General features: G+C 71.0%; 9 protein-coding genes and 1 other RNA gene. 4 read left to right on the top strand and 6 right to left on the bottom strand.

Annotated elements, in window-relative coordinates; translation table 11 throughout:
* Window positions 1–12: 12 nt before the first annotated feature.
* On the bottom strand, window positions 13–1,206 hold the full coding sequence (locus AC07PA_RS18595; RefSeq protein WP_494606145.1) for a citrate/2-methylcitrate synthase: 1,194 nt from the start codon (window positions 1,204–1,206) through the stop codon (window positions 13–15).
* A gap of 96 nt (window positions 1,207–1,302) precedes the next feature.
* Here AC07PA_RS18595 and AC07PA_RS18590 point away from each other — a divergent pair, with 96 nt between their 5' ends.
* Window positions 1,303–2,691: a CoA transferase gene (locus AC07PA_RS18590; protein ID WP_494606143.1), complete on the top strand. Its 1,389-nt coding sequence runs from the start codon at window positions 1,303–1,305 to the stop codon at window positions 2,689–2,691.
* A 72-nt stretch (window positions 2,692–2,763) separates the two neighbouring features.
* On the opposite strand, the gene rho is transcribed toward AC07PA_RS18590, so the two are convergent.
* The gene (gene rho / locus AC07PA_RS18585) at window positions 2,764–4,026 is read right to left on the bottom strand and encodes a transcription termination factor Rho (protein ID WP_007847642.1); all 1,263 of its coding nucleotides are present in this window, start codon (window positions 4,024–4,026) and stop codon (window positions 2,764–2,766) included.
* Between the two features lie 261 nt (window positions 4,027–4,287).
* Window positions 4,288–4,620 carry a thioredoxin TrxA gene (gene trxA / locus AC07PA_RS18580; protein WP_007847638.1) on the bottom strand — a complete coding sequence of 111 codons (333 nt, stop codon included), beginning with the start codon at window positions 4,618–4,620 and terminating at the stop codon, window positions 4,288–4,290.
* 109 nt (window positions 4,621–4,729) lie between these two features.
* On the opposite strand from trxA, the gene AC07PA_RS18575 reads away from it, so the two are divergent.
* The 3 genes from AC07PA_RS18575 to AC07PA_RS18565 are packed head-to-tail and all read left to right on the top strand — an operon-like array spanning window position 4,730 to window position 12,188.
* A complete protein-coding gene (locus AC07PA_RS18575; protein WP_494606141.1) occupies window positions 4,730–7,276 on the top strand; it encodes a PD-(D/E)XK nuclease family protein in 2,547 nt (848 codons plus the stop codon).
* Window positions 7,273–10,785 (top strand): UvrD-helicase domain-containing protein, encoded by a 3,513-nt coding sequence (locus tag AC07PA_RS18570; RefSeq protein WP_494606139.1) that lies wholly within the window; start codon window positions 7,273–7,275, stop codon window positions 10,783–10,785. Before AC07PA_RS18575 ends, AC07PA_RS18570 begins: the two co-directional genes overlap by 4 nt.
* Before the next feature lie 38 nt (window positions 10,786–10,823).
* Window positions 10,824–12,188 (top strand): TIGR03862 family flavoprotein, encoded by a 1,365-nt coding sequence (locus AC07PA_RS18565; RefSeq protein WP_494606137.1) that lies wholly within the window; start codon window positions 10,824–10,826, stop codon window positions 12,186–12,188.
* Between the two features lie 40 nt (window positions 12,189–12,228).
* On the opposite strand, the gene AC07PA_RS18560 is transcribed toward AC07PA_RS18565, so the two are convergent.
* From AC07PA_RS18560 to AC07PA_RS18550, 3 genes are all read right to left on the bottom strand, one after another.
* On the bottom strand, window positions 12,229–12,963 hold the full coding sequence (locus AC07PA_RS18560; RefSeq protein ID WP_494606135.1) for a hypothetical protein: 735 nt from the start codon (window positions 12,961–12,963) through the stop codon (window positions 12,229–12,231).
* A 200-nt stretch (window positions 12,964–13,163) separates the two neighbouring features.
* Window positions 13,164–13,260: signal recognition particle sRNA small type (ffs, locus tag AC07PA_RS18555), an RNA gene on the bottom strand.
* Between the two features lie 50 nt (window positions 13,261–13,310).
* Window positions 13,311–13,754 (bottom strand): DUF4345 domain-containing protein, encoded by a 444-nt coding sequence (locus AC07PA_RS18550; protein WP_494606133.1) that lies wholly within the window; start codon window positions 13,752–13,754, stop codon window positions 13,311–13,313.
* Window positions 13,755–13,767: the final 13 nt, after the last annotated feature.

The raw sequence follows: 13,767 nt of genomic DNA, 5'->3' as shown, positions 1-13,767 counted from the left end.
ATTTCCCCAAACTCAGGCGGGGCGTGGGCCGGTGTAGGCAGCCCGTGGGCGGATCAGGCCGGCGCTGCTGCGCTGCTCCAGTGCGTGCGCGATCCAGCCCAGGGAGCGTCCCAGCGCGAACAGCCCGTAGGCGGCACCCTGCGGCAGACCCAGGTGGCGGCGCACGGCCACCAGCGCGAAGTCCAGGGACGGGGGCTGGCCCACCAGGGCCTGGGCGTCGGCGACCCAGGGCGCCCAGGCCGGGCGCGCGGGCAGGATGCGCGCCAGCAGCAGCCGGGCGCGCACATCGCCTTGCGGGTACAGGTGGTGGCCAAAGCCGGGCAGGGCCTCGCCGCGGGCCAGCCGCTGGCGCAGGCCTGCGGCGGGCGAGGACTGCTCTTGCCTGCCGTCCAGTTCGTCCCACAAGGCCTCCACCCGGGCCGTGGCCCCGCCGTGGCGCGCGCCGGTCAGCGCCGCCAGCCCGCCCACCACGGCCGCGCGCAGGCTGGCACCGGTGGAGGCCACGCAGCGCGCCGTGAAGCCCGAGGCATTGAGTTCATGGTCGGCGCACAGCACCAGCGCCATGCGCACCAGGTCGGCCCCCTGGTGGTCGAGCTGCCAGGCCCGTGCGCACTGCAGGTGGATGGGGTCGGCACCGGGCGCCGTGCCCAGCAGGCAGGCGGCCAGCTGGCGCACCAGGGCGCCACAGCCCTCGGCCAGGCGCTCGGGCGTGGTCTGCCACTGGGCGGTGGGTGCGTCGTCGCTGGCGATGGTGAACAGCGGCAGCAGGGCCTCCTCCGGCCGGTGGCCGGCCAGATGCGACTGCACGGCAGCCAGCACGGGGGAGGCCTCGGGGGCACCGGCGCCAAAGGCGGCGGCTTGCGTGCACTGCCAGAGCCGGGAGGCCACGGCCTCCACGCTGCAGGACTGCGCCAGATCCTCAACAGGGACGCCGCGCAGGTACAGCTGGCCGTCCTCGATCAGCGTGATCGCCGATTCGAGCACCGGCAGCCCCCAGCTCAAAGTGGCCTTGGCCACCTCGCGCGGCTTGCGGCCGCGCTTGCGCTGGCCGGCCAGCATCTCCACGTCGGCCTGCGCATAGCGGCTTTCGCGTGGCGTGGGACCGGGGTGGGCATGCAGCAGGCCGCGGCTCACATAGGCGTACAGCGTGGCGCGCGAGACACCCAGGCGCTCGGCGGTTTCGGCGGCGGTGAGGTAGCTGGACATGGGTGGATCAGAGAAAAGGCATGTTGAAAATATAAATCAATATTGACAATAAATGCTGCCAATCTATTCTGAGAAGCTTCTTTCAAGGAGGTTCTCATGCCCGCCCCACTGATTTCTGCTCCCCCAGGCGCCCTGGCGCTGGCTGGCCAGGCATGGATGGCGCTGGGTGGCCCCGCATCGGCGCTGGACCACTTGTCGGTTGCAGGCCGGGGCGATCTGCCCTCGGTGTTTCCGGTCACGGACCTGGCCACCGCCTCGGTCGGCGTGGCGGGGCTGGCCGTGGCCGAGCTCCTTGCGCAGGCGGGTGGCGCGTGGCCTGCCGTGCAGGTGGACCGGCGCCTCGCGTCCTTCTGGTTCGGCATGTCGCTGCGTCCCCACGGCTGGACCCTGCCGCCGGTCTGGGATGCCGTGGCCGGGGACTACCGCACGGCCGATGGCTGGGTGCGGTTGCACACGAATGCGCCGCACCACCGCGATGCGGCCCTGGCCGTGCTGGGTGTGGCGGCCGACCGGGAGGCCGTGGCACACGCCGTGGGAGGCTGGAAGTCCGACGCGCTGGAGGCTGCCGTGGTGGCGCAGGGGGGTTGTGCCGCCGCCATGCGAAGCATCGAAGACTGGGCACTCCACCCGCAGGGCCGGGCGCTGCAGGCGGAGCCCCTGGTGCACTGGGAGACCGCAGCCCCGGTGGCCCAGCCCACCTGGCCCACCGATCCCGCGCGGCCCCTGCGCGGTGTGCGCGTGCTCGATCTCACGCGCATCCTGGCCGGCCCCACGGCCACGCGTTTTCTCGCGGGCCATGGCGCGGATGTGCTGCGCATCGATCCGCCCGGCTGGGAGGAGCCCGTCACCGTGCCCGAGGTGGTGCTGGGCAAGCGCTGCGCGCGGCTGGACCTGCGGGTGCCTGCCGATAGCGCGGTGTTGGAAGGCTTGCTGCGCCAGGCCGATGTGCTGGTGCATGGCCTGCGGCCCGGTGCCCTCGAGCACCTGGGGCTGGGTGCGCAGCGCAGGCGCGCGCTCAACCCGGGCCTGGTGGATGTGTCGCTCAGCGCCTACGGCGCGAGTGGCACCTGGCAGGGCCGGCGTGGCTTCGACAGCCTGGTGCAGATGAGCACCGGCATCGCCGATGCCGGCATGCGCCGGGGTGGGCACGACCGGCCCACGCCGCTGCCGGTGCAGGCCATCGACCATGCCACGGGCTACCTGATGGCGGCCGCTGCCGTGCGCGGCCTGGTGCGCCGCGTGGCCACCGGAGCGGGCAGCACGGCGCGGCTGTCGCTGGCGCGCACGGCACACTGGCTGGTGTCCGCCGAGCAGCATCCTGTGGAGCCGCTGGCACCCGAGCGGGGGGACGACGTGGGCGAGGCGCTGGAGCCCACCTCCTGGGGCCCGGCCCGGCGGGTGCGGCCGCCGCTTCAGGTGCAGGGCGCTGCCATGCATTGGGACCGGCCGGCACTGGCGCTGGGTTCCGCGCAGGCGCGCTGGTAGGTGGTGCAGAAGGCACAACGCCCCGCAGGCCGTGAAACCTGCGAGGCGTTGTGCGAAGGTGTCAGGGAGTGCCTAGCCGCCGCGGCGCATCATGTCGAAGAAGTCGACGTTGGTTTTTGTCGCCTTCATGTTCTTGATCATGAGTTCCATGGACTCGATCTCGTCCATGTTGTACATGAACTGGCGCAGGATGCGGGTCTTCTGCAGGATCTCGGGCACCAGCAGCAGCTCTTCGCGGCGCGTGCCGCTCTTGTTGAGCTCGATGGCGGGGAACACGCGCTTTTCGTACAGGCGGCGGTTCAGGTGGATTTCGCAGTTGCCCGTGCCCTTGAATTCTTCAAAGATCACTTCGTCCATGCGGCTGCCGGTGTCGACCAGCGCGGTGGCGATGATGGTCAGCGAGCCACCTTCCTCGACCTTGCGGGCGGCGCCGAAGAAGCGCTTGGGGCGCTGCAGTGCAGCGGCGTCCACACCACCCGACAGCACCTTGCCGCTGGAGGGCACGACGTTGTTGTAGGCGCGGGCCAGGCGGGTGATGGAATCGAGCAGGATCACCACGTCCTTCTTGAGCTCGACCAGGCGCTTGGCGCGCTCGATCACCATCTCGGCCACGTGCACGTGGCGTGCGGCGGGCTCGTCGAAGGTGGAGGCGATGATCTCGCCCTTGACCGTGCGCTGCATTTCGGTCACTTCTTCAGGGCGCTCGTCCACCAGCAGCACCATCAGGTGCACGTCGGGGTTGTTGGCCGTGATGGCGTGGGCGATGTGCTGCATCATCACCGTCTTGCCGCTCTTGGGCGGGGCGACGATCAGCGCGCGCTGGCCGCGGCCGATGGGCGCGATGATGTCGATGATGCGGCCGGTGATGTTCTCTTCGCTCTTGACGTCGCGCTCCAGGCGCATCTGCTCCTTGGGGAACAGGGGCGTCAGGTTTTCGAACATCACCTTGTGCTTGTTCTGCTCTGGTGGGCCGTCGTTGACCTTGTCGAGCTTGGTCAGGGCAAAGTAGCGCTCGCCGTCTTTCGGGGTGCGCACTTCGCCTTCGATCATGTCGCCGGTGTGCAGGTTGAAGCGGCGCACCTGGCTGGGGGAGATGTAGATGTCGTCCGTGCTGGCGGTGAAGCTCGTGTCCGGGCTGCGCAGGAAGCCGAAACCGTCGGGCAGAATTTCCAGCACCCCATCCGCAAACACCTGCTCGCCCGCCTTGGCGCGCTTCTTGATGATGGCAAACATCAGCTCCTGTTTGCGCATCCGGCCCGTGTTTTCGATTTCGAGTTCTTCGGCCTGCTTCAGGACTTCAGACACGTGCAGTGCCTTGAGTTCGTTTAAGTGCATGGAATGACTCCTTGGCGGAGTAGGTAGGTGTCTCGGGGGAGGTGGGCTGTTCGCCGGTGGTCTGCTGATGGCAGTCACGGCGTGCCTGAGGATCTCTCGAACCGGCTGCCAATGCGTGCAAGCCGGTGATCTGCTGGAATTATGACAGGAAAAAATCCGGGAAGGCCGGGCCGCTGCTTGCGGGCATGTGAAGAGATGCAAGCGGCGGTGAAGAAAGGGGGCTGCGGCACCCCGGCCCGGGGAGCCGCAGCCAGCAAGGCCTCAGGCCAGTTGCTGGTCGACGAAGGCCGTCAGTTGCTCCTTGCGCATGGAGCCGATCTTGGTGGCCGACAGCTGGCCGTCCTTGAAGAACATCAGCGTGGGAATGCCGCGGATGCCGAACTTGGCAGGCGTTTCGCGGTTCTCGTCGATGTTCAGCTTGGCGACCTGCAGCTTGCCTTCATAGGTCTTGGCCAGATCGTCGAGGTGGGGGGCGATGTCCTTGCAGGGGCCGCACCATTCGGCCCAGTAGTCCACCAGCACGGGGGTGGTGGACTGCAGTACGTCGGCTTCAAAGCTGGCGTCGGTGAGGTGCTTGATGAGTTCGCTGGCCATGGCGTATTCCTTGTATCTGGGCGGGTTGGGACCGGGGTACGTATAAAGTTGGGTCATTGTGACAGAAACCAATCCCACGTTCACCGGTGTGGCCGGGCCCTCCGATGCTATGACTGTCATAGCTAAAACCGATCAGGCGGCCCCTTGTTGGGCCCGGGTGCTGGATGCCGTGTCGCGGCATCTCGCCGGGTGCGGTGCGCATGCGGCCCGCACCGTGGTGCTGGTGCCCTATGCGCAGCTCATGCCCTGGGGCCAGCGCCTGTGGGCGCGCCGGCAGCCGGACAGCTTCGTTCCGCGCTTCGAGACCACGCGCAACTGGGCCCACCAGCTGGCGGTCTTCGTGCCCGAGGGCCGCGACCTGGCCGGCGACGTGGCGCGCGATACGCTCACTGCGCGCACCCTGCTCGACCAGGCGGGCCTGTCGGCGCAGCGCGACGTGCTGGCCACGCCGCTGCAGGAGGCTGCTGCCCAACTGGCCCTGGCCGTGGCGGCCGTGCCGCCCACGCAGCGCGATGCCTGGGGCGTGCAGGCGCGCGGCCTGCTGCCGGTGGCGGACGAGGGCAGCGCCCTGCGCTTCGAGGCCGTGGTGGCGCGCATTGCGCTCGAATGGGCACTGGCCTCGCGCTACGCCACCGACGTGCTGTTCGAGGCGGGCGTGCGCGCCGCCACCGACGCGCTGGTGGTGCTCGAAGGCTTCCAGGCCGAGCCCCTGGCCGCCGCGCTGCAGGCCTACTGGGGCGACCGGGCCCTGGTGCTGCAGCTGTATGCCCCCGGCGAGGATGGCGGGGCGCAGGGGCAGGTCGCCCTGCATGCGGCCAGTGACGCCGAGGACGAGGCGCAGCGCGCCGCCGCCTGCGTGCTGGACCACCTGGCCGCAGGCCGCACGCCCGTGGTGCTGGCCGCCACCGACCGGGCGCTGACCCGCCGCGTGCACGCCCACCTGGGCAGCAGCGGCGTGGACGTGCGCGATGAAAGCGGCTGGACCCTGTCGACCACGCGCGCGGCCGCACAGGTCATGGCCGCACTGAAGGCCTGCGCCTGGGATGCCGATGCCGACGCCGTGCTCGCCTGGCTCAAGCAGGTGCCCGCATGGCCGGCCGCCGCGCTCAACCCGCTGGAAAAAGCGCTGCGCCGGGCATCGCTCGCGCGCTGGGATGCGGTGGCCGCGCGCGACTGGAGCGCGCACCCGGCGCTGGCCGCCGGCGTGGCGCAGACCGAGGCCTGGCGTGCCGGCCTGCGCGCGGCGCGCCCGCTGGTGCAGTGGCTCGCGGCCCTGCGGGGGCTGCTCGAGGCCACGGGCCAGTGGACCGTGCTCGAGGCCGACGAGGCCGGCGAGCGGGTGCTGGCCTTGCTGCGCCTGCCCGAAGGACTGCAGGCCGAGCTCGAAGCCTGGGAGGGCGTGGGCCGGCGCATGGCACTGGCCGAGTTCACGCGCTGGGCCGACGAGGTGCTGGAGGCTGCGCGTTTCGTGCCCCCGCCGCCGCCCGGCGCGCCGGTCGTGATCCTGCCGCTGCCGCAGCTGCTGGGGCGGACCTTTGTGGCGCTGGTGCTGCCGGGCTGCGACGAAAAGCGCCTGCAGCCTGCGCCCGAGCCGCCCGGTGAGTGGACGCATGCCCAACGCGAGGCCTGGGGCCTGCCCACCCGCGAATCGCTGGAGGCCGCACAGCGCCTGGCCTGGCGCAGCGCGCTGCAGACCCCCGTGGTGGACGTGCTGTGGCGCACCGGCGACGAGGGGGGCGAGCCGCTGCTGGCCAGCGCCCTGGTGCTGGCGCTGCACCTCGATGGCACGGCGCATGCGGGCCAGGACCTGCGCCTTGCGCGCAGCGTGGCTGGCACTCCCACGGCCCGGCCGCTGCCCAGCGGCCAGGCATTGCCGGTGCACAAGCTGTCCTCCACCGCGTATTCGGACCTGCGCCATTGCCCGTATCGCTTCTTCGCGCTGCGCCAGCTCGGCCTGCAAGAGGCAGAGGAGTTGGGCGGCGAGGTGGACAAGCGCGACTTCGGCAACTGGCTGCACGAGGTGTTGCAGCATTTCCACGAGGGCCTGCTCGATGCCCCGCTCGACGCCGGGCCTGCACGCCAGGGCCGGCTCGACGAGTCGGCCCTGGCGGTCACCGCGCGCCAGGGCCTCTCGGGCGGCGACTTCCTGCCCTTTGCCGCCGGCTGGCCCCAGGTGCGCGATGGCTATCTGCGCTGGCTGGCACGGCACGAGCAGCAGGGAGCGGTCTTTCGCCAGGCCGAATTGCGCACAACGCAGCCGCTGGGCGCGATGGAACTGGTGGGCACCATCGACCGCATCGATGCGGTGTCGGGTACCGGCGAAGTGACCACCCTGGTGATCGACTACAAGACCGAGACCGACTCCGTCACGCGCCAGCGCATCGGCGCCGGATCGGAGGACACGCAGCTGGCCTTCTATGCTGCGCTCCTGAGCCACGACACCCTGCGCGCCGCCTACGTGAACGTGGGCGAACGCGGCGAGACGCAGATGCACGAGCAGGAGGAGGTGGTGGCCCTGCGCGACCTGCTGGTCGAGGGCATACAGCACGACTTCGAGCGCATCGCCGCAGGCGACCCCATGCCCGCGCTGGGCGAAGGCATGGTCTGCGAATACTGTGCGGTGCGCGGCCTGTGCCGCAAGGACTTTTGGGCATGACGAATCCTGGAATGAAGGGCGCCGCCTACGAACACAACGGCCAGCCCATCTCGCGCGAGGGCTTCTATGCCATTGCCTGCGACCCGCAGCGCAGCGTGGCGGTCGAGGCCTGCGCGGGCGCGGGCAAGACCTGGATGCTGGTCTCGCGCATGCTGCGCGCGCTGCTCGACGGGGCCGCGCCGCACGAGATCCTGGCCATCACCTTCACCAAGAAGGCCGCCGGCGAAATGCGCCAGCGCCTGCAGGAATGGCTGGAGCAGTTTGCCGATGCGCCGCTGGACCGGCTCACGGGGGAACTCGTGGCGCGTGGCATCCGCCCCGAGCGGGCGCTGGAGCAGCGCGAGGCCCTGCGCGGCCTGTACCGCACGATGCTGGAGAGCGGGCGGCCGGTGCAGATTCGCACCTTCCACAGCTGGTTTGCGGCGCTGCTGGGCACGGCGCCGCTGGCGCTGCTGCAGGCCCGGGGCCTGCCAGCCAACTTCGACCTGTTGGAGGACGATGCCGAAGCCGTGCGCGAGGTCTGGCAGCCCTTTCTGCACGCGGTGGACAGCCACGCCGGCCTGCGCGCCGACTACGCGGCCGCCGTGTTCCGCCACGGCCGCTCGCAGACGCACAAGGCGCTCGCGGCGGCCCTGTCCAAGCGCGTGGAGTTCGACCTGGCCGACGAGGCCGGCGTGGTCGATGCCTCGGTGCCGCCGTTTTTCGAACACTGCCCCGAACTGGTTGGCCTGGACAGCCCCGCCGAGGCGCTGCGGGGCGACCCCGTGCGCCGCCGCTGGCTCGACCGCGCCCAGGCCCTGGGCGCCGAGTCTGCCAAGACGCCGCAGAAGGCGGCCGATGCCATCGTCGACGCCTTCGCCTGCGACGACCTGGACCTGCGCCTGGACCTGCTGCGCAAGGCCCTGTTCGTGGCCAAGGAAGACCGGCTTTCGAAGAACCTCGAAAAGTTCGCCGCCGCGCAGGAGGCCGAACCCGAGCTGCAGCGCCTGCTGCTGGCGCGCCTCCAGCACGATGCCTGGCAGCACCAGCAGCGCATGGCGCGGCTGGCGCGGTGCCTGGTCAGAGAGTTCGCCGCCGTCAAGAACGCGCACGGCTGGGTGGACATGAACGACGTGGAGCGCACGGCCCTGGTCATGCTGGCCGACCCGGTGCTCAGCGGCTGGGTGCAGGAGCGGCTCGATGCACGCATCCGCCACCTGCTGGTCGACGAGTTCCAGGACACCAACCCGCTGCAGTGGCAGGCCCTGCACGCCTGGCTGTCGGGCTATGCGGGCTCGGGCGGCGGTGCCGGCGCGCCCAGCGTGTTCATCGTGGGCGACCCCAAGCAGAGCATCTACCGCTTTCGCCGGGCCGAGCCGCAGGTCTTTCTGGCGGCGCAGGCCTTCGTGCGCAACGGCCTCTCGGGCGACCTGCTCAGCTGCGACCACACGCGCCGCAACGCCACCGGCGTGATCGCGGCCGTGAACGATGCCCTGGGCACGGCCCAGGCGCAGGGCGAGACCAGCGGCTTTCGCGAGCACACGACCGAATCGACCGCCCCCGGCGAATTGCTGCGCCTGCCCGCGATCGGCCCGCTGGACGAAGAGGGCTCCTCGGGCCGCAGCGGCCTGCTGGCCTGGCGCGACAGCCTGACCGAGCCGCGCCACGAGGCCGAGGAAACCCAGCGCATGCGCGAATGCGAGCAGGCCGCGCGCTGGGTGGCCCGGCAGATAGCGCAGGGCGTGCCGCCCAAGGAGGTGCTGGTGCTGGCACGCAAGCGCGACCGCCTGGCCTCCATGGAGGACGCACTGCGTGCCCTGCACCTGCCCTGTGTGCAGCCCGAGAAGGCCGACCTGTTCGATGCACCCGAAGTGCAGGACATCGTGGCCCTGCTCGATGCCCTGGTCTCCACCGGGCACGACCTGTCGCTCGCGCGCGCGCTCCGCTCGCCGCTGTTCGGTCTGGGCGACGATGCCCTGGTGGCCCTGGCGCTGTTGCGCCGCCAGCCCGAGCATGCCAGCCTGAACTGGTTCGAACTGCTGCAGCGGCCAGAACTCATGGAGGGCACGCCAGCCGCCGCGGCCGGCCCTGTGCTCGCGCAGTACAAGGCTTGGGTCGATACCTTGCCCCCGCACGATGCGCTGCACGCCATCTATGCAGAGGGCGACGTGCTGGCCCGCTTTGCGGCGGCGGCGCCGGCCACCCAGCGCGCGGCGGTGCAGGCCAATCTGCGCGCCTTGCTGGCGGCGGCGCTGCAGCACGATGGCGGGCGCTACCTCACGCCCTATGCCTTCGTGCGTGCCATGAAGAAGGGCGGGGTGCGGGCGCCCGGTCGCGTGGATGCGCAGGCCATCCGCCTGCTCACCGTGCATGGCGCCAAGGGGCTGGAGGCCGAGTGCGTGCTGCTGCTCGACACCGACACCCGCCCGCAGAAGGCCGAGACCATGGGCGTGCTGGTGGACTGGCCCGGTGAGCAGGCGGTGCCCACGGGCTTCGTCTTCCTGGCCAGCGAATCGAGCCCGCCACCCAGCGCGGTCGATGCCCTGGCCGTGGAGCAGCAGGCGCGCCAGCGCGAGGAGCTCAACATGCTCTACGTGGCGATGACGCGGGCCAAGCACTGCCTGGCCCTGTCGTCCGTGCAGCCCACGAGCTCGGCGCCCGGCAGCTGGTGGAACCGCCTGGCGACGCTGGTGCAGGAGGCCGTGGTGCCCGGCGACGACGGCGCCGGGGGCCTGGTGGTGGAGGCCGACGCGCCAGAGGTCTTCGCCGTGGCCGGGTTGCCTGTGCTGCCCCCGGAACTGGGCCAGGGTCGCAAGGGCGAGTCCGGTGCGGGCCTGGTCGAAGGGTTCGGGGGCTCGAACCGCCCCGACGGCCCGGCCGAGCGGCAGGCGCGCGAGTCCACGCCCGAATCCCGCCTGGGCGAGGCCATGCACCAGTTGCTGGAGCAGGCCGGCGTCGCGGGCATGGCGCTGGCCCAGCTGCGCAGCCACGGCTGGCAGCCCGCGCGCCTGGCCCGCCTGGCGCAGGACCACGAGATCACCGCCGCGGCCGCCGCGCGCGCCGCGCAACTCGCCCAGCGCATCCTGGCGGGCGAGGGCGCCTGGGCCTGGGATCCGGCCGAGATGGACAGTGCCATGAACGAGGCGCCCCTGAACCACCAGGGCCAGAGCCTGCGGCTCGACCGCCTGGTGCATCGGCCGATGGCGGGCCACGGTACCGGCCCTGCGCCGGGCTGGTGGGTGCTCGACTACAAGAGCGCCGCCCAGCCCGAGCGCCAGCCTGGGCTGATGGCCCAGCTGCAGCGCTACCGCGAGGCGGTGCGCGCGCTGATGCCCGGCGAGCCGGTGCATGCAGCCTTCCTGACCGGCGACGGGCGCATGGTCGTGGTGCCTGCGGATGCCGGTGCGGCGGGTGGGGGTGGCACCTTGGGGCATACTCTCGCCCCCGCAGCACCTGCACCGCCGGTGGCCGCCAAACCCCGCCGGGCGCCGCCCGCGGTGGATGATTCCCCCCAGGGTTCATTGTTCTGACCCCTGCCGTTGTTCCGATTTCCGAAAGCCCCACCACCATGAATGCAAGCACCTCCACCGCCCAGGACGCGGCCGCCCCGGGCCTGGCCTGTGATGTCGCCATCGTGGGCGGCGGCCCGGCCGGCCTGATGGCCGCCGAGGTGCTCGCGCAGGCAGGCGTGGCCGTGCATGTGTTCGATGCCATGCCCTCGGTGGGCCGCAAGTTCCTGCTGGCCGGCAAGGGCGGGCTCAACCTCACGCACTCCGAGCCGCACGAGGCCTTTGCCACCCGCTTTGCCGGCCGCGAAAAGCAGGTCGAGCCGCTGATCACCGCCTTTGGCGGGCCCGCCGTCCGCGCATGGGCCCAGGGCCTGGGTGTGGAGACCTTCGTCGGCACCTCGGGCCGGGTCTTCCCGGCCGACATGAAGGCGGCGCCGCTGCTGCGCGCCTGGCTGCAGCGCCTGCGCAGCCAGGGCGTGCAGTTCCACATGCGCCACCGCTGGCTGGGCTGGGCCGATGCCGGCCAGGGCGGTGCGTTGCGCTTTGCCACGCCCGCTGGCGAGGTGGCCGTGGGCGCGCGCGCCACGCTGCTGGCCCTCGGCGGCGGCAGCTGGGCGCGCCTGGGCTCCGACGGCGCCTGGGTGCCGCTGCTGGAGGCGCGCGGCGTGGCCGTGGCGCCGCTGCGCCCGGCCAACAGCGGCTTCGACGTGGTGCGCGCCGATGCGCCCGCGGGCGAGACGCGGCGCGATTTCCTGCGCGAGCTGATCGGCCGCACGCCTGCGCCCGCCGTGGGCTGGACCCCGCATTTCACCGAGCGCTTTGGCGGCCAGCCGTTCAAGACGGTGGCCATCGGCTTTACCGACAGCCAGGGGCGCAGCTTTCACCGCCGCGGCGAGTTCGTGGCCACCGCCACGGGCGTAGAGGGCAGCCTGGTCTACGCCGTCTCGCAGCTGCTGCGCGACGAGATCGAGGCCCATGGCCACGCCACCTTCCACCTCGACCTGCTGCCTGACCACACGCCCGAGCGCGTGCTGGTGGAAGTGCGCCACCCGCGCGGCTCGCGCTCGCTGTCCAGCCACTTGAAGAGCCGCCTGGGCCTGGACGGCATCAAGGCCGGCATCCTCTACGAGCACCTGGGCAAGGACGGCATGGCCGACCCCGTGGCCCTGGCCCATGCCATCAAGGCCCTGCCCGTGACGGTGGTGGCGGCGCGGCCGCTGGACGAAGCCATCAGCACGGCCGGTGGCGTCACCTTCGAGGCGCTGGACGCCCACCTCATGGCCACGGCCGCGCCAGGCGTGTTCTGCGCGGGCGAGATGCTCGATTGGGAAGCCCCGACCGGCGGCTACCTGCTCACCGCGAGCATGGCCAGCGGCAAGGCGGCGGGCGAGGGCGTGCTGCGCTGGCTGGGGCAGGCCCGCTAGGGTCTTGGCGGCCCCCCAAAACAGTGGCAACAGGCCCTGCTCAGAACCTGGAGCGGTAATACAGCATCGGGCCGCCCTTGCGGGCCCGCAGCACCAGGCGCGAGCCGCTCTGCAATTGCACCCCTACGGCACCGAACTCGGGTGTCAGGCCCCCGGTTTTCGCGGTGGCCCATTGCACTTCCAGGCGCGTGCCGTACGAGGGCTGCTGGGCCTGCCGGATCAGGCCCAGGGCATCGGGGGCCTGCGCTCCCTGTGGCGTGCGCGCCCAGGCAGAGATATCGAGCTGCCGCCCGCTTTCCAGCCGGGACCTCCAGCGCACGCCCAGGTCCAGGCTGGCGGGGGCGGCGGCTTCCGCAGCCAGCGGCATGGCGCCCGCTGCGGGCGCGCTCAGGCCCAGGGACAGGCCGAAGCGGGTCGGCGAATCCGGCGTGAGCCAGCGCGTAATGTCCATGTACTGGGTGCTGGGGGTGTTGCCGCCCGCGAGGGCGGGGTTGCGTGCGGTGTAGTCGCCCAGGTCGGGCAACACGGCACTGTTGACCTCATACGCCGAAGACAGCCGTGCAGACTTTTCCTGCCAGCCGGCCATGGCCTCGTCGCCGAAAGAGGAGGTATCGGCCGCTGCCGCCAGTCCTGTGCCGAACAGCACCAGTCCCGCGCTGCACACAGGCCTGATCCAGGCCGATACAGCACGGCCCGTTGCCGCGGCCGAGTCATCGAAAAATGCCGTTGTGCTCTGGCGGACACTGGACACTTGCACGGTCATGGCGGTGGACATGGCAGCACCCGAAAAGGGGGTTAAGCGATGTCACAAAGTGTGCGCCTGTGTCGTGTTGCCGGAAAGTGCCGACCGCCGCAAAACTGTGTCGGACAGCACCGACACGGGCAAAAAAACAGCTGGAATGGGGTGGGGCGATGGTGCGCTGCGCGTGGCGCCTGCACATCCATGCGCTGCGCGCGTCGCGGCAGCAGAAAGAAGTTGACGAGCCTTACCCCCGGCACTGACTCCACAGTTAGGGCTGCTTGGTTCCCCACCTGACCCGGTTGGCCGCTTTGCCATGCGGGGAGGCCCGTCGCTGGTTATTGTAGCGGGTGCGCGCAAGGCCGCCGGCTTCGAGGGCCTGTTTATCCCTGCTGAAGGGACTTTTTTATGCCTCGCGTGGGGCAAGGCGCTGTAGCAGGCGCGCACGCCGCCACCCGCCGCTGCCAGGCAATGAAGGCGGGGGCTCCCACCAACTCCAGCAGCGTGAAGCCGATGAACGGCACGGGCGGCAGGCCCAGCCAGGCCATCGACAGCGCCCGGCCCACGCCGCCCAGGAACACGGCGCCCCAGAGCACCGCGAACATGCGCCCCTCGCGCTCGATCTGTGGCACCAGCGACAGCATGGCCAGCCCGAGCGCGAGCCAGACACCCCCGAAAAATCGCAGGTTGCCGTCGAGCAGGGCATCGCGCGGCAGGCCGCTCGCGCGGTACAGCGGATCGTCGATTCCCATCATGGTCAGCACGCCGGTGACCACCGGGATGAGTGCCATCACGGCGGTGGCGGCTTGCAGCAGGCGTCGGGTCATGGATTTATCTTTA

It is taken from the genome of Acidovorax sp. GW821-FHT09B03 (assembly GCF_059418305.1).
Note: the sequence above shows the minus strand (reverse complement) of the source record. Positions and strands in the feature narration are given on the sequence as shown.

Bases quoted from the DNA above. Each gene is read 5' to 3' on its own strand.
- AC07PA_RS18595 (WP_494606145.1), bottom strand. From the start codon at position 1,206: ATGTCCAGCTACCTCACCGCCGCCGAAACCGCCGAGCGCCTGGGTGTC.
- AC07PA_RS18590 (WP_494606143.1), top strand. From the start codon at position 1,303: ATGCCCGCCCCACTGATTTCTGCTCCCCCAGGCGCCCTGGCGCTGGCT.
- rho (WP_007847642.1), bottom strand. From the start codon at position 4,026: ATGCACTTAAACGAACTCAAGGCACTGCACGTGTCTGAAGTCCTGAAG.
- trxA (WP_007847638.1), bottom strand. From the start codon at position 4,620: ATGGCCAGCGAACTCATCAAGCACCTCACCGACGCCAGCTTTGAAGCC.
- AC07PA_RS18575 (WP_494606141.1), top strand. From the start codon at position 4,730: ATGACTGTCATAGCTAAAACCGATCAGGCGGCCCCTTGTTGGGCCCGG.
- AC07PA_RS18570 (WP_494606139.1), top strand. From the start codon at position 7,273: ATGACGAATCCTGGAATGAAGGGCGCCGCCTACGAACACAACGGCCAG.
- AC07PA_RS18565 (WP_494606137.1), top strand. From the start codon at position 10,824: ATGAATGCAAGCACCTCCACCGCCCAGGACGCGGCCGCCCCGGGCCTG.
- AC07PA_RS18560 (WP_494606135.1), bottom strand. From the start codon at position 12,963: ATGTCCACCGCCATGACCGTGCAAGTGTCCAGTGTCCGCCAGAGCACA.
- AC07PA_RS18550 (WP_494606133.1), bottom strand. From the start codon at position 13,754: ATGACCCGACGCCTGCTGCAAGCCGCCACCGCCGTGATGGCACTCATC.